Below are 15,726 nucleotides of genomic sequence, written 5' to 3'. Positions count from 1 at the left end.
CGCTCCGCCGGCTCAATCCAGCGGCAACTCGGTGGTGCGCTTGACCTCGCTCATGGCGATGTTGGAGTGCGCCTCCTGCACGTGCGGGCGCTGCAGCAGGTGGTCGCGCAGGAAGCGCTCGTAGCCGGCGATGTCCTTGGCCACCACCTTGAGCAGGTAGTCCGAGCCGCCGGCCATGGTGTAGCACTCCAGCACCTCGGGGTAGCCGACCACTGCCTGCTCGAACTCCTCCAGGTTGCTGCGGCCGTGGGCCGACAACTTGATGTCGACGAACACCGTGATGCCGAAGCCGAGCAGCTTGTGGTTGAGCAGGGCGACCTTGCGTTCGATCAGGCCGTCTTCCTGCATGCGGTGAATCCGCCGCCAGCAAGGCGATTGCGACAGTTCCACCTTCTCCGCCACCTCCGCCGCGGACAGGTCGGCGTTGTGTTGCAGCAGGCGGAGAATCTTGCGATCGATAGGGTTCAGTGGGTTTTGCATGAGTTATTCCGATATTTTGTTTTTATTGAACAGTTAATGCGAAATACTGGCGTTTGATGCCGAAAAAAGAAAGATAAAAGCGGTGCCGCTCAGTCATATTCTTGGGTAGTCGTTGCCCGCAGTGATCCTGCGTGCGACAGAACCGCGCAGGCATTAACCGTTGCCGCGCAGCTCGCATAACAATAAAAGGAGCGCCCGCATGTCTCTGGCCGAGATCCGCCTGGATGACAAGTACCGCCTTGCCACTGGTCACCTGTACCTCACCGGCACCCAGGCGCTGACCCGCCTGCCGATGCTGCAGAAGCAACGCGACACGGCCCACGGCCTGAATACCGCCTGCTTCATCTCCGGCTACCGCGGCTCGCCGCTGGGCAACCTGGACAAGAGCCTGTGGGAGGCCAAGTCCTTCCTGCAGGACAATCACATCCACTTCCAGCCTGGGGTCAACGAGGAGTTGGCCGCCACCGCGGTATGGGGCAGCCAGCAGACCACCCTGTTCCCCGGCGCGCGCTACGACGGCGTGTTCGCCATGTGGTACGGCAAGGGCCCGGGCGTCGACCGTTGCGGCGACGTGTTCAAGCACGGCAATTCGGCCGGGGTCTCCGAGCATGGCGGCGTGCTGCTGCTGGCCGGCGACGACCATGGCTGCAAGTCCTCGAGCATTGCCAACCAGAGCGAGCACGCCTTTATCGCCGCCTCGATTCCGGTGCTCAACCCGGCCAACGTCCAGGAAATTCTCGACTACGGCATCATCGGCTGGGAACTGTCGCGCTACAGCGGCTGCTGGGTGGCGCTGAAGACCATCGCCGAGAACGTCGACTCCTCCGCGGTGGTGGATGTCGATCCGCTGCGTGTCGAGGTGAAGATTCCCGAGGACTTCGAGCTGCCCGAGGACGGCGTGTACATCCGCTGGCCGGACCCGCCCCTGGCCCAGGAGAAGCGCCTCAACACCTACAAGATCTATGCGGCCCGCGCCTTCGCCCGCGCCAACAACCTCAACCGGGTGATGCTCGATTCGCCCAACCCGCGCCTGGGCATCATCACCACCGGCAAGTCCTACCTGGACGTGCGCCAGGCCCTGGAAGACCTCGGCCTGGACGAGCAGCTGTGCGCCCAGGTCGGCCTGCGCGTACTGAAGGTCGGCATGAGCTGGCCGCTGGAGCCGGTCTCGGTGCACGAATTCGCCGAGGGCCTGGACGAGATCCTGGTGGTCGAGGAGAAGCGCAGCATCGTCGAGGACCAGCTCACCGGCCAGCTGTACAACTGGCCGGTGGGCAAGCGCCCGCGGGTGGTCGGCGAGTTCGACGAGGAGGGCAGCTCGCTGTTGCCGAACCTCAGCGAGCTGACCCCGGCGATGATTGCCCGCGCGATCGCCAAGCGCCTGGCGCCGATCTACAGCAGCGCCAGCATCGAGCAGCGCCTGGCCTTTCTCGCCGCCAAGGAGGCCTCCCTGGCCGCGCCCAAGCACAGCACCCTGCGCACCCCGCATTTCTGCTCCGGTTGCCCGCACAACACTTCGACCAAGCTGCCCGAGGGCAGCCGCGCCCAAGGCGGCATCGGCTGCCACTACATGACCCAGTGGATGGACCGCAACACCGACACCTTCACCCAGATGGGCGGCGAGGGCGCGACCTGGATCGGCCAGGCGCCGTTCACCGATACCCCGCACATCTTCCAGAACCTCGGCGACGGCACCTACTTCCACTCCGGCCAGCTGGCCCTGCGCGCGGCCGTGGCCGCCGGGGTCAACATCACCTACAAGATCCTCTACAACGATGCGGTGGCCATGACCGGCGGCCAGCCGATCGACGGCGAGCTGCGTGTCGACCAGCTCAGCCAGCAGGTGTTCGCCGAGGGGGTCAAGCGCATCGCCCTGGTCAGCGACGAGCCGGACAAGTATCCGAGCCGCGACAGCTTCGCACCCATCGTCAGCTTCCACCACCGCAGCGAGTTGGACGCGGTGCAGCGCGAGCTGCGCGAGTTCAAGGGCTGCTCGGTGATCATCTACGACCAGACCTGCGCCACCGAGAAGCGCCGCCGGCGCAAGCGCGGCAAGCTGGTCGACCCGCAGAAGCGCGCCTTCATCAATCCGGCGGTGTGCGAGGGCTGCGGCGATTGCAGCGTCAAGTCCAACTGCCTGTCGGTGCTGCCGCTGGAAACCGAACTGGGGCGCAAGCGCGAGATCGACCAGAACGCCTGCAACAAGGACTTCTCCTGCGTCGAGGGCTTCTGCCCGAGCTTCGTCACCGTGCATGGCGGCAGCCTGCGCAAGCCCGAGGCGGTGGGCCAGAACGCCCTGTTCGAGGCCCTGCCGGAACCCAAGCAGCCAGGCCTGTCGCGACCTTGGAACATCCTCCTGCCGGGCGTCGGCGGTAGCGGCGTGACCACCGTCGGCGCGCTGCTGGGCATGGCCGCGCACCTGGAAGGCAAGGGCTGCAGCGTGCTCGACCAGGCCGGCCTGGCGCAGAAGTTCGGCCCGGTGGTGACCCATATTCGCGTCGCCGCCAAGCAGGACGACATTTTTGCCGTGCGCATCGCCGCCGGCGAGACCGACCTGCTGCTCGGCTGCGACCTGGTGGTGGCCGCCAGCGAGGATGCCCTGGCCAAACTCAACGACAAGATCGCCCATGCGGTGATCAACAGCTTTGAGGCGGCCACCGCCGAGTTCACCCGCAACCCGGATGCCCAGGTGCCGGGGGCGGCCATGCGCGAGGCGCTGGTCGAGGCGGTGGGCGCGGACAAGACCCACTTCGTCGACGCCACCCGCCTGGCCACCCGCCTGCTCGGCGATAGCATCGCCAGCAACCTGTTTATGCTCGGCTTCGCCTACCAGAAAGGCCTGGTGCCGATCTCGGCCGAGGCCATCGCCAAGGCCATCGAGCTCAACGGCGTGGCGGTTGCGCTCAACCAGCAAGCCTTCCTCTGGGGCCGGCGCGCCGCCCATGACCTGGCCGCGGTGGAGAAACTGGCCGCACCCAAGGTGCGCGAGGCGCCGCGTTGCCAGACCCTTGAGGAACTCGTCGACGACCGCGCGGCCCGCCTCACCGCCTACCAGAACGTCGCCTACGCCGAACGCTACCGCGAGCTGGTACAGCGCGTGGCCCGCGCCGACCAGGGCGCCGACCAGGCGCTGAGCAAGGCTGTGGCGCGCTACTACTTCAAGCTCCTGGCCTACAAGGACGAGTATGAGGTGGCGCGGCTGTACAGCGACGGCAGTTTCATCCGCCAGCTGGAGGTGCAGTTCGCCGGTGACTATCGCCTGCAGTTCCACCTGGCGCCGACCTGGCTGAGCAAGGCCGATCCGGTCACCGGCGCGCCGCGCAAGCGCCAGTTCGGTCCCTGGATGATCAAGGCCTTCGCCCTGCTGGCCAAGTTCAAGTTTCTCCGCGGCACGCCTTTGGACCCCTTCGGCTATGGCGCCGAGCGCCGCCTGGAGCGCGAGCTGATCGAGGACTACGAGCACGGCGTCGAGCACCTGCTGGCCGAGCTCAAGCCCGGCAACTACCGCAGCGCGGTGGCCCTGGCCGAACTGCCGGAGCAGATCCGCGGCTACGGCCACGTCAAGGAGCAGGCGGTGGCCAGGGTCCGTGAGCAGGCGCGCCAGCTCAAGACGCGCCTGCTGGCCAGCGAAATCCAGGCCGTGCAGCTGTTCGAGCCGGCCGCTTAAGCACCCCGATCCTTAGCCGAAACCCTCTCCCGTGCCGGGAGAGGGGCGACCCCCTACAACCAGAAACCCGAGGATTCTTCATGTCCGTGTTTTCCCACGTCGATTTCGATCAGCACGAGCAGGTGGTCTATGGCCACGACCAGGCGTCCGGCCTCAAGGCCATCATCGCCATTCACGACACCACGCTCGGCCCGGCCCTCGGCGGTTGCCGCATGTGGTCCTACGCCAGCGACGACGAGGCGCTGCGCGACGTGCTGCGCCTGTCCCGCGGCATGAGCTACAAGTCGGCGCTGGCCAAGCTGCCGCTGGGCGGCGGCAAGGCGGTGATCATCGGCAACCCGCACACCGGCAAGAGCGAGGCCTTGTTCCAGGCCATGGGCGACTTCGTCGACAGCCTGGGCGGGCGCTACATCACCGCCGCCGACTCCGGCACCGGCGTGGCCGAGATGCAGATCATGGCCGAGCGCACCCGCCACGTGGCCGGCGCCGGTCAGCGCGAGGCCCTGGTCGGCGGCGGCCTGCGCAACGGCGACCCGTCGCCCTCGACCGCCTATGGCGTGTTCATCGGCCTGCAGGCGGCGGTCAGGCATCGCCTCGGCCGCGATGACCTCAGGGGCCTGAAGGTGGCGATCCAGGGCGTCGGCCAGGTCGGTTTCGGCCTGGCCAAGCAGCTCAAGGAGGCCGGCGCCGAGCTGTGGGTGACCGACATAGTCGAGGCCAACGTGCGCCGGGCGGTGGAGCAACTGGGCGCCACCGCGGTCGGCCAGAACGATATCTACGGCCTGGACGTGGACGTGTTCGCCCCCTGCGCCATGGGCGCGATCATCAACCCGCACAGCCTGGAGGCGCTGCGCGCGCCGGTGATCGCCGGCGCAGCCAACAACCAGCTGGCCAGTGCCGAACTGGCCGAGGAGCTGCAGCGTCGCGGTTGCCTGTACGCGCCGGACTACGCGATCAACGCCGGCGGCATCATCGATGTCTGCTACGAGCGCACCGGGGGCAGCGCGGCCGAACTGAAGGCGCATATCGAGGGCATCGGACAAACCCTGACGGAGATCTTCCAGCGCGCCGAGCGCGAAGGCGCCACCACCACCGCCATCGCCGACCGCCTGGCCGAGGAACGCCTGCGCGGCGGGCGCTGATCCCTAGGGTGGGTTGGCCCTAGGCGTAACCCACCGTTGTTTTTCGACTGACTTTTTCACAACAACAAGAGGGCAAGTCCCAATGAGTCAAGACAGCATCGCCGCCGGCCACCTGGCCGGTGCCTCCAGCAACGTCGGCCGTGGCCTGTGGTCGTCGCGCTGGGCGTTCTTCCTCGCCGCCACCGGCTCGGCCGTGGGCCTGGGCAATATCTGGAAGTTCCCCTACATCACCGGCGAGAACGGCGGCGGCGCCTTCGTCCTGGTCTACCTGGCCTGCATCCTGGTCATCGGCATTCCGCTGCTGATGGCCGAGGTGATGATCGGCCGCCGCGGCCGGGCCAACCCGGAGGGCGCCATGGCCGCCCTGGCCAGGCAGGCGGGAGCCAGCCGCCACTGGCGCATCCTCGGCAGCGTGGCGGTGCTCACCGGCTTCCTGATCCTCAGCTTCTACGCGGTGGTGGCCGGCTGGGCCGTGGCCTATGCGCCGGCCGCCGCCATGGGCGAATTCGCCGGACTGGACGGCGAGCGTAGTGGCGCGCTGTTCGGCGCCATGCTCGGCGACCCGTGGAAACTGGCCGGCTTCGGCACCCTGGTGCTGCTGGTGACCCTGGGCATCGTCGCCCTGGGCGTGCGCGAGGGCCTGGAGCGCGCACTGCGCTTCATGATGCCGGGGCTGTTCCTGTTGCTGCTGGTGCTGGTCGGCTATGCCGCCACCACCGGCCACTTCGGCGCCGCGCTGCACTTCCTGTTCGACGCCGACTTCAGCAAGCTCAGCGCCCAGAGCGTGCTGGTGGCCCTGGGCCATGCCTTCTTCACCCTCAGCCTGGCCAGCGGCGCGATGATGGTCTACGGCTCCTACCTGCCGGCCGGCACCTCGATCGCCCGCACCGCGATCATGGTCGCCCTGGCCGACACCGGGGTGGCGCTGCTGGCCGGCCTGGCGATCTTCCCGCTGGTATTCGCCAACGGCCTGGAGCCGGGCGCCGGCCCTGGGCTGATCTTCGTCACCCTGCCGATCGCCTTCGGCCAGATGCCGCTGGGCCAGCTGGTCGGCGGGTTGTTCTTCGTCATGCTGGCGATCGCCGCCCTGACCTCGGCGATCTCCCTGAGCGAGCCGACCATCTCCTGGCTCAGCGAGAAGTTCGGCATCGGTCGCCTCAAGGCGGTGCTGCTCAGCGGCGTGGCCCTGTGGCTGCTGAGCCTGGGCACGGTGCTGTCGTTCAATGCCTGGAGCGAGTTCACCCTGTTCGGCAAGACCTTCTTCGACTGCCTGGACTACCTGACCACCAACCTGCTGATGCCGCTGGGCGGCCTGGGCACCGTGCTGTTCACCGGCTGGGTGCTCAGCCGCGACAGCGTCCAGGAGGCGCTGGGGCTCGACCAGCCGCGGCTGTTCAAGCTGTGGTGGCAGGTGCTGCGCTGGGTTACCCCGCTGGGCATCTTGGTGGTGTTCCTGCACACCCTGGGCCTGTTCGGCTGAGGAGGCGCCGGTGGCTGCATGACAAATGCGCATTCGCTCGTTAAGATGCGCCCCGGCCGTTGCGATGCTGTCGCGCGCCACCGCGTCCCCTTAGTTCAATGGATAGAATAAGCCCCTCCTAAGGGCTAGATACTGGTTCGACTCCAGTAGGGGACGCCATCTACCAGGGCGCCGCGCCGCTGCCCTGAAACAGAAAACCCCGCCCCGTGCGGGGTTTTCTGTTTATCCCGCCCGGGCGCCGAGGATGGGACCCGGCCGCCGGCGGCCCTCGTCTGCGACCTTAGTCCGAGGCCGCTGCAGCCAAAGTACTATTGCGCCACCGCCGGCTCGCGGCGACCCTGGGCTGGCCGAACCGTATCCGAGCCCGTCCCGCCCATGTCCGCCCCGCCCCGATTGCCTGAGAGTCAAGCGCCACGGCCCGTCCGCCGGCGCCTGGACAATGGCCTGGGGCTACTGCTGCTCAGCCGGCCGGGTGCGGCGCGGGCGGCGATCAGTCTGCGGGTCGCCGCCGGCAGCCATGACGAACCCGCCGCCTATCCCGGCCTGGCGCACTTTCTCGAACACCTGGTCTTCCTCGGCAGCGCGGCGTTCGCGCCCGAGCAGGGACTGATGGCCTATGTGCAGGGCTGTGGCGGCCAGGTCAACGCCTCGACCCAGGCGCGCCACACCGACTACTTCTGCGAGGTCCCGGCCGACCGGCTAGACGGCGCCCTGGCGCGCATGCTCGACATGCTGGCCAGGCCGCTGCTCGAGCCGGCCGCGCAACGGCGCGAGCGCGAGGTGCTGCATGCGGAGTTCCTCGCCCGCGGCCAGGACGCCGACACCCTGCTGGATGCCGCGCTGGGCCAGGCATTGCCGGTCGACCATCGCGGTGCGGCATTCCTGGCCGGCAACCGCGACAGCCTGCCGGTGGACAGCGCCGCGTTCCAGCAGGCGCTGCGGGCCTTCCATCGACGCTTCTACCGCGCCGGGCAACTGTCCCTGGTGCTGGCCGGGCCGCAGTCGTGCGCCGAGCTCTTGTCCCTGGCCCGGCGCCACGGCGACAGCCTGCCGGCGAGCGCGCGCCAGGTGCAGGCCGCGCCGCCCTCGCTGCTGCCCCTGCGGGCGCGGCATCTGCGCATGGGCCTGCGCGGCAGCCAGCCCAGTCTGCAACTGGGCTTCGCCCTGGAGTCACCGGCGCGGGTCAGGGCCGCGGCGTTCGGCGAGGCCCTGGGGTTGCTCCAGCAGATCCTGCCGACCCGCTCGGCCGGGGGCTTGGCGGCCAGGCTGGAGGAGGCGGGATTGTGCCGTGGCGTCGAGGCGCGCCTGGTGTATCGCCACCTCGGTCAGGCCCTGTTGTTGCTGAGTTTCGCCGGGGTCGAACAGGCCGGCCAGAGCCCGGCGGTCATCGCCGCGGCGCTGCGGGACTGGCTGGCGTTTCTGGCGTCCGCGGCGGACTGGCGCGCGCTGGCCGAGCGTCAGGACGCGCTTGAGGGCCGGCAGCTGCAGATACTCGGGCCCCTGGCCTTGGCGCGCCATTGGCAGGAGCGCCTGGCGGCCGGGCGAGGCGCGTTGCCGGGCCCGGCCACCGAGAGGCAGGCGGTCGTGCAGGCGCTCCTCGCCCAGCTGCAGGACGCGGAGCGGGGATCAGCCTGCTCGTCGGTCCCGCCGAGGCGCCGGCCTGGCCCGGCGCCGGGTTTGACCTGCGCCTATGCCGGGCGACGCCGCTCGCCGCGCCGCCCCGGGCATGGCGCTGGCACCTGCCGGCCGCCAACCCCTTCCTCGACAGCGTGATGCCGCCGCTGCCACCGCTGGGCATAAGGGCCGCGCTGGATTGGTGCCCCGCGCCTGGCGCGGAGCCCGGTCGGGCCGCCTTCCAGGGGATGCTCCGGTTCGCTGCGGCGCAGGCCCCGGCGGCACTGCTGGCGTATGGCCAGGAGAGGCTGCGCGGGGTGCAGGCCGATGCGCAGCAGGTCGGCGTGATGCTGCGCCTGGCGGTCGAGGGCGACGGCGTGCAGCTGACGCTGGAGGGCGGCTCGGAGCTGGTGCCCAGGGTACTGGCGCAGGCGCTGGCCCGCCTGTGCGCGGCGCCGCAGGAGGCCTGGCCAGAGCCGGGGGCGGGCACGGCGGCGCAGATGCCGCTGCGCCAGCTGCTTGGGCGCCTGCCCGAGCTGTTTGCCGAATCTCGCCCTGCGCCTCAGCCGCCGAGTCCGGCGCGGGTGCCGGAGATCTATCGCCAGGCCCGTCTCGAAGGGTTGGGGATGGGCTTCGCCGCGCGCGAGCGGCAGGCGCTCGAGCGGCAGTTCGCCGGCACCCGCGTCCTGCCGCCCGCCGCGCCCCTTGCGCCGCCTGAGCCGGGGCGCTACTGGCGCGACGCGGCCATCGCCGGCGAGGAGTCGGCGCTGCTGCTGTTCTGCCCGCAGCCGGCGGCCGACGCCGCCACCGAGGCGGCCTGGCGCCTGCTGGCGCAGCTCTACCAGGGGCCGTTCTTCAGGCGCCTGCGCGGCGAACTGCAGCTGGGCTACGCCCTGTTCTGCGGCTTCCGCCAGGTGCAGCGGCGGCGCGGCATTCTGTTCGCGGTGCAGTCGCCGCAGGCCTCGGCGCCTGAGCTGATCGGGCATATCGAGGCGTTTCTGGCGGCGCAAGGCGAGCGCCTGGCGCTGCTGGCAGAGCCGGAGCTGCGCGCGGCCTGCGGCGAAGCGGCGCGTCAGCTGGGCGAGCAGGCCGCGTCCGTATCGGGGATGCCGAGCAGCGCTGGCAGCAGCACCTGGCCGGCTTGCCGGTGGCCCATGGCGAGGCCGTGCAGCGGGTGCTGGGCAGCCTCGAGCGGCCCCCGCTGCTGCACGCTCATGACGCCCTGTGCCAGGCGCGGGGCGGTTGGCGCGTGCTGGCCAGCGGCGCGCCAAGCGAACCGGGCTGCTCGGCGCCGCCCTGAGCATCCACGGCGCCTGGGCGCAGTCAAGCCTCGTCACCCACCTGCATGACGGCACGCGGAGCCAGCCTGGGGCTGGCGCGTTCGTCTCGTCTGGCCTACGACCTTGGGCCGACCGCCTTTCGGCCAGGGTCGGGGGAGGGGGACTAGGCGCAGCTACCCCCTGCGGTGCGCCCGACCAAAGCAGCGGGCAACCGGCGCCAAGGCAGCGTATGGCCGCCGCCGCCGGCTTTCGATAATCGCCTCCGACCCGGCCGTCCTGCGGTCGTCCCACCTGACGGAGAGCGTTATGCACAACAACAAGATCGCCACCATCCGATTGCTGCCCCTGACCCTGACGGCCGCCGTCGCCCTGGCCACGGCCCAGCAGGCTGCCGCCGAGATCGTCCTGTACGACCAGGACGACACCACCTTCTCCACCGACGGCTACATCAACGCCTTCTATGTCAACAGCGACGTCGACCGCGAGGGTGAGTTGAACGACCGCCGCCAGTCGCGGGTGAAGATGGGCTTCCTGCCCAACTGGATCGGCTTCAACTTCGGCAAGCAGATCGACGACCTCAAGCTCGGTGGCCGTTCATCCTTCTGGGTGACCATCAACGACAGCGAGACCAACGGCACCGCCACCGCCATCGACGTGCGTCAGTTCTACGGCACCGTGGCCAGCCCGGAGTGGGGCGAGGTGCTGGTGGGCAAGGATTTCGGCCTGTTCTCGCGCTCCAACATCTTCCTCGACGAGTTGCTCGCCGGCTACGGCAACGTCAGCGACACCCTCGGCCTGGTCGACGGCACCGGCGTGTCCTTCGGCAACATCGGCACCGGCTACCCCTATCCCTTCCCGACCTCGCAGATCACCTACCGCAACAACAACCTGGCCGAGGGCCTGCGCTTCGCGGTCGGCATCATGGACCCGGTGGACACCAACGACGACAGCGCCGTCGGCCGTTCCTACCAGGAAGAGCCGCGCTTCGAGTCCGAGGTCAGCTACCAGTTCGACCTGGGCGGGGCGACCATCTACTCCTGGCTCAACGGCGCCTACCAGACCTCTGACAACACCGACAGCAGCGTCGACTCGGTGACCTCCCAGGGCCTGGGCTACGGCGTGCAGGCCAAGATGGCCGGCTTCTCGGTCACCGCCTCGGGCTTCCAGGCCGAGGGCATCAACCCCTTCTTCACCAACAATGCCGGCGAGGCCACGCTGCGCGAGATCGACAGCGACGGCTACCTGCTGCAGGGCTCCTACAGCTTCGGCAAGAACCGCGTCGCGCTGTCCTACGGCAAGACCGAGGACGACGGCAACGGCCTGGGCAGCGCCGCCGACTACGAGACCCGCGGCATCGCCTACTTTCGCACCATCAACGACAACCTCAAACTGGTCGCCGAGTACAACCAGTACCAGATCGATGCCGCCGCCGGCAGCGGCCTGGGCGAGGACACCGACACCTTCGCCGTGGGTGCCGTGCTGAGCTGGTAAGGGCGAGCGCACGAGCCGGACGGGGGCAGCCCCGTCCGGCTTTTTCATGGGAGGTGGCCATGTGGGATTTCTGGAGCTTCTGGGGCCTGGACCTGCCGCTGATCCTGCTGCCGATGAGCGCCCTGTTCGGCGCCTTGCCGCTGTGCCTGAGGCGCTGGTTCTGACCGGGCGTTGCATCCCCGCTCATCGCCGCTGGGCTACGCCGCGGCGCGGCTAACCCAGCCCAAGATGCTACTTAGGGAGTAGGTCCGGCGGCACTCAAGTAGCATGGGGCGCGCCGGCCTGGCTTCGTAGAATCCCCATGACGAGTAGGCTTTTTCATGGGGCAGTTTATGCGGCAGGAGCGGGCGGAAGACGTGGTGACGGCGATGTCGGCGGCCCGGGACGTGGAGCAGGTGGCCCAGGAGTTGGCGCGCCAGCTGATCCATCCGCACCTGGGCTTCGTGCTGTTCTTCTGTTCCGCCGAATACGACTTGCAGGGCCTCGGTGCGGCGCTGGAACAGCATTTCGGCGGCATCAGCCTGGTCGGCTGCACCAGCGCCGGCGAGATCACCCCCCAGGGCTACGGTCGCGGCTGCGTCAGCGCGGTGGGCTTCGACCACCGCAGCTTCTCGGTGGCCGGCGCGCTGATCGACGAGATGGAGCGCTTCAGCCTGATCGACGCCCAGCAGCTGGTCGAGCGCCTGGTCGGCGACTGCCGCCACAACGAGCTGGCGCCGATCAAGGGCCACAGCTTCGCCCTGACCCTGCTCGACGGCCTGTCCAGCCGCGAGGAAGTGGTGCTCGGCGCGCTCAGCGCGGCCTTCGGCAGCATCCCGCACTTCGGCGGCTCGGCCGGCGACGACAACCACCTGACCCATACCCATGTCTACTTCGGCGGCCAGTTCCACACCGGCGCGGCGGTGGTGGTGCTGTTCAACACCTGGCTGGACTTCGAGGTGTTCAGCACCCATCACATCGAGCCGCGCACCGACAAACTGGTGGTCACCCAGGCCGACAGCGCCCGCCGTCGGGTGCACGAGCTGAATGCCGCGCCGGCCGCCCTGGAGTACGCACGGCTGATCGGTGTGGCCGTGGAGGAACTCGACCTGCGCCTGTTCGCCGCCCATCCGTTGGCCGTGCGCATCGGCGGCCAGTACTACGTACGCTCGATCCAGCGGGTCAACGAGGACCTCAGCCTGAGCTTCTACTGCGCGGTGGAGAACGGCATCGTCCTCACCGCCATGCGCCCCGGGCCGCTGCTGGCCAACCTCGAGGGCGCCTTCGACGGCTTGCGCCGGCGCCTCGGCCCGGTGCTGCTGACCATAGGTTGCGACTGTTTCCTGCGGCGCCTGGAGATCGAGGCCGAGGATGGCGTCGAGGCGGTCGCCGCCTTGCTGCGCAGCCAGCGGGTCATCGGCTTCAACACCTACGGAGAGCAGTTCAATGGCATGCACATCAACCAGACCTTCACCGGAGTCGCCATCGGCCACCCCGGTCGGGGCTGATGGCGCCGCGCTGCTCGAGCGCTGCCGCGCCCTGGAGGAGGAGAACCGCAAGCTCAAGCGGATCAACGGCGCGCTGATCGAGCGGGTCGAGTCGATCAACTCCCGCGGCGACGACGCCTACGCGGCCTTCCAGCATTCGGTGGTGCTGGCCGAGCAGGTGCGCGAGCGCACCGACGCACTGAACCAGGCGATGGCCGAGCTGAAATCCAGCAACCAGCTGCTCAGCGATGCCCGGCTGCGCGCGGAAACCGCCCACCAGCACCTGATCGACGCCATCGAGAGCATCTCCGACGCCTTCGTGCTGTTCGACCGCGAGCAGCGCATCGTGCTGTTCAACAGCCGCTTCAAGGCGCTCTGGGCCGGCAGCCGCGTGCGTATCGGCGGCGGCCTGCGCCTGGCCGAGATCAAGCGCCTGAGCCGCAGCACCGGGCTGGTGGTGGAGGAGCAGCGCGGCCATGGCGACGAGCACCTGCTCTATCGCCTGCGCGACGGGCGCTGGGTGCAGGTCAGCGAGCGGCCGACCCGCGAGGGCGGGCTGGTGATCCTCTACACCGACATCACCGAGGTCAAGCTGAGCGAGACCCAGCGCCGCGAGCAGGCCGTGGCGCAGAAGTCGCGCCTGTTGCAGCGCGCGGTGGACAACCTGTCCCAGGGCATGGCCATGGTCAACGCCGAAGGCCAGCTGGAACTGTGGAACCACCGCTTCCTCGACCTCTGCGGCCTGGCGCCGATCAGCGCGCACCGGCCGTTCGCCGAGGTGATGGCCGACAGCGAACTGGCCCTGCTCACCCCCGACAGCCGCGATGCCGCCGGCAGACCGGTCGAGGAGCTGGAGCTGCGTCTGTTCGACGGACGCATGCTCGAGGTGCGCACCCATGCGCTGCCGACCGGCGGCTTCGTCAACACCTTCACCGACATCACCGAGCGCTACCGCCACGCCGAGGCGCTGAGCGAGAGCGAGCGCTGGATTCGCCTGATCACCGACCACGTGCCGGCGCTGATCGCCTACCTCAACGCCGACCTGGTCTACGACTTCACCAACAAGGTCTACGAGGAGTGGTACTGCTGGCCGCGCGGCGCCATGCTCGGCCAGAGCCTGCGCCAGGTGCACAGCGAGGAACACTGTCGGCGCCTGGAACCCTATATCGAGCGGGCGCTGTCCGGCGAGAGCGTGACCTTCGAGTTCGCCGAGACCAACCACCAGGGCCAGGAGCGCTACATGCTGCGTTCCTACGTGCCGAACCGCCAGGCCAGCGGCGAGGTGACCGGGATCTTCGTGCTGATCCGCGACATCACCGAGCGCCGGCGCACCGCCGAGGCCCTGCACCAGGCCTACCAGCACCTGGAACAACGGGTGCGCGAACGCACCGCCGAGCTGACCGAGCTGAACGGCCAGCTGCGCCGCGAGATCGACGAGCGCACGCAGATGGAGGGGCGCCTGCGCGAGGCCAAGGGCGAGGCCGAGCGGGCCAACCTGTCGAAGACCAAGTTCCTCGCCGCGGTCAGCCACGACCTGCTGCAGCCCTTGAATGCCGCGCGGCTGTTCACCAGTGCGCTGCTGGAGAAGCAGCAGCCGGGCGACAGCCTGGGCCTGGTGCGCAACGTCAGCAACTCCCTGGAGGACGTCGAAAGCCTGCTCGGCACCCTGGTCGACATCTCCAAGCTCGACGCCGGGGTGATCAAGGCGGACATCGCCCCCTTCGCCGTCAGCGAACTGCTGGAGAACCTCGCCGCCGAGTATCACCAGATCGCCGGCAGCGAGGGCCTGTGCCTGGACTACCTGCCCAGCTCGGCGCTGGTGCGCAGCGACATCCAGCTGCTCGCGCGGATCCTGCGTAACCTGCTCAGCAATGCCATCCGCTACACCCGTAGCGGGCGCATCCTGCTCGGTTGCCGGCGCCGGCGACAGAGCCTGTCGATCGAGGTGTGGGACACCGGCGTCGGCATCGCCGCGGACAAGCTCGGCGAGATCTTCCAGGAGTTCAAGCGCGGCGACGCCGGTCAGCGTAAGCAGGACCGCGGCCTGGGCCTGGGCCTGGCCATAGTGGAGAAGATCGCCGGCATGCTCGGCCACCGCATCCGCGTGCGCTCACAGCCCGGCAAGGGCTCGATGTTCGCCATCGAGGTGCCGCTGACCACCCGCGCGCCGCGGGCACGGGTGATCCACGACACCCCGGACCTGCTGCTCGAGCGCCTGCGCGGCGCGCGCATCTGGGTGCTGGACAACGACGCGGCGATCTGCGCCGGCATGCGCACCCTGCTGGAAACCTGGGGCTGCCAGGTGGTCACCGCCCTGAGCGAGGAGGACCTGGCGCGCCAGGTGGACAACTACCACGCCGACGCCGACCTGCTGATCGCCGACTACCACCTGGACGACGAGCGCAACGGCGTCGACGCCGTGGCCCTGATCAACGCACGGCGCAGCGCGCCGCTGCCGGCGCTGATGATCACCGCCAACTACAGCAACGAGCTGAAGCTGCAGATGCGCGAGCTGGGCCATACCCTGATGCACAAGCCGGTGCGGCCGATGAAGCTGAAGACGGCGATGAGTCATCTGCTGGAGCGGGGCGGGCAGGGGGCATAAGAGCTAGCCTGGCTGCAAAGTGGCAGCGCGACTCCATAGGTTTCGCCGCCCGGCTCATTACCGGGTCGAGTCCGAATTCTGGTTTCGCCCCTCACGGGCGAGTCACTTTTTCTTGCCTGGCCAAGAAAAAGTAACCAAAAAGAAGGCCACCCCATCATCCGGCCCCGGCTGCGCCGGGGTTCCCTCGTTCCATCATCGTTCCGTGGGCACGCTGCGAAGGGCCATCCCTGGCCCATCGCAGCTCTCGCGGCATCCATGCCGCTCAACCCACTCCACGACGATTCCACTCGGCCTCTTGGAGGGGACTTGGGCGGCGCCTGGGCAAACGCAGTCAAAAGTACAACACAGACACCACGAGACAATGCCTTGAGAAGAATGTGTAAGCGCGCGATCGGGCCCCGTCAGGAGGCCGAGCGGAGGTGTTGCGCAGGGGGACGAGCCGCATGGATGCGGCGAGAGTGCCGATTGGCCAGGGATGGCCCTTCGGCACGGCCCCCGGAG

General features: G+C 68.9%; 9 protein-coding genes and 1 tRNA gene. 9 read left to right on the top strand and 1 reads right to left on the bottom strand.

Going from position 1 to position 15,726, the window contains the following annotated elements; translation table 11 throughout:
• Window positions 1-12: 12 nt before the first annotated feature.
• Complete coding sequence (locus I0D00_RS14445; RefSeq protein ID WP_213640540.1) at window positions 13-480, bottom strand: Lrp/AsnC family transcriptional regulator; 468 nt, start codon at window positions 478-480, stop codon at window positions 13-15.
• 199 nt (window positions 481-679) lie between these two features.
• Between I0D00_RS14445 and I0D00_RS14440 the strand changes: the two genes are divergently transcribed.
• The 9 genes from I0D00_RS14440 (at window position 680) to nahK (ending at window position 15,225) form a co-directional block, all read left to right on the top strand.
• Window positions 680-4,147 carry an indolepyruvate ferredoxin oxidoreductase family protein gene (locus I0D00_RS14440; protein ID WP_213640539.1) on the top strand — a complete coding sequence of 1,156 codons (3,468 nt, stop codon included), beginning with the start codon at window positions 680-682 and terminating at the stop codon, window positions 4,145-4,147.
• Between the two features lie 80 nt (window positions 4,148-4,227).
• Complete coding sequence (locus tag I0D00_RS14435; protein WP_213640538.1) at window positions 4,228-5,289, top strand: Leu/Phe/Val dehydrogenase; 1,062 nt, start codon at window positions 4,228-4,230, stop codon at window positions 5,287-5,289.
• Window positions 5,290-5,371: 82 nt separating this feature from the next.
• Window positions 5,372-6,769, top strand: a complete 1,398-nt coding sequence (locus tag I0D00_RS14430) for a sodium-dependent transporter (protein WP_213640537.1) — start codon at window positions 5,372-5,374, stop codon at window positions 6,767-6,769.
• Window positions 6,770-6,853: 84 nt separating this feature from the next.
• A tRNA-Arg gene (locus I0D00_RS14425) sits at window positions 6,854-6,928 on the top strand.
• 234 nt (window positions 6,929-7,162) lie between these two features.
• A complete protein-coding gene (gene pqqF / locus I0D00_RS14420; protein ID WP_213640536.1) occupies window positions 7,163-8,542 on the top strand; it encodes a pyrroloquinoline quinone biosynthesis protein PqqF in 1,380 nt (459 codons plus the stop codon).
• Window positions 8,543-8,631: 89 nt separating this feature from the next.
• Window positions 8,632-9,732, top strand: a complete 1,101-nt coding sequence (locus I0D00_RS14415; protein ID WP_213640535.1) for a hypothetical protein — start codon at window positions 8,632-8,634, stop codon at window positions 9,730-9,732.
• Window positions 9,733-9,969: 237 nt separating this feature from the next.
• A complete protein-coding gene (locus I0D00_RS14410; protein WP_213640534.1) occupies window positions 9,970-11,154 on the top strand; it encodes a porin in 1,185 nt (394 codons plus the stop codon).
• Between the two features lie 332 nt (window positions 11,155-11,486).
• On the top strand, window positions 11,487-12,641 hold the full coding sequence (nosP, locus tag I0D00_RS14405; RefSeq protein ID WP_213641788.1) for a nitric oxide-sensing protein NosP: 1,155 nt from the start codon (window positions 11,487-11,489) through the stop codon (window positions 12,639-12,641).
• A complete protein-coding gene (gene nahK, locus I0D00_RS14400) occupies window positions 12,580-15,225 on the top strand; it encodes a hybrid sensor histidine kinase/response regulator NahK/ErcS' (RefSeq protein ID WP_213640533.1) in 2,646 nt (881 codons plus the stop codon). Before nosP ends, nahK begins: the two co-directional genes overlap by 62 nt.
• Window positions 15,226-15,726: the final 501 nt, after the last annotated feature.

This window comes from Pseudomonas lalucatii (genome assembly GCF_018398425.1).
GTDB lineage: Bacteria > Pseudomonadota > Gammaproteobacteria > Pseudomonadales > Pseudomonadaceae > Aquipseudomonas > Aquipseudomonas lalucatii.
The sequence above is the reverse complement of the archived record's forward strand: the minus strand, read 5'-3'. Positions and strand labels throughout refer to the sequence as shown.

Coding starts and splice junctions, on each gene's coding strand:
- I0D00_RS14440 (WP_213640539.1), top strand. CDS start 680: ATGTCTCTGGCCGAGATCCGCCTGGATGACAAGTACCGCCTTGCCACT.
- I0D00_RS14430 (WP_213640537.1), top strand. CDS start 5,372: ATGAGTCAAGACAGCATCGCCGCCGGCCACCTGGCCGGTGCCTCCAGC.
- nosP (WP_213641788.1), top strand. CDS start 11,487: ATGCGGCAGGAGCGGGCGGAAGACGTGGTGACGGCGATGTCGGCGGCC.
- I0D00_RS14435 (WP_213640538.1), top strand. CDS start 4,228: ATGTCCGTGTTTTCCCACGTCGATTTCGATCAGCACGAGCAGGTGGTC.
- I0D00_RS14410 (WP_213640534.1), top strand. CDS start 9,970: ATGCACAACAACAAGATCGCCACCATCCGATTGCTGCCCCTGACCCTG.
- nahK (WP_213640533.1), top strand. CDS start 12,580: ATGGCATGCACATCAACCAGACCTTCACCGGAGTCGCCATCGGCCACC.
- I0D00_RS14445 (WP_213640540.1), bottom strand. CDS start 480: ATGCAAAACCCACTGAACCCTATCGATCGCAAGATTCTCCGCCTGCTG.
- I0D00_RS14415 (WP_213640535.1), top strand. CDS start 8,632: ATGCTCCGGTTCGCTGCGGCGCAGGCCCCGGCGGCACTGCTGGCGTAT.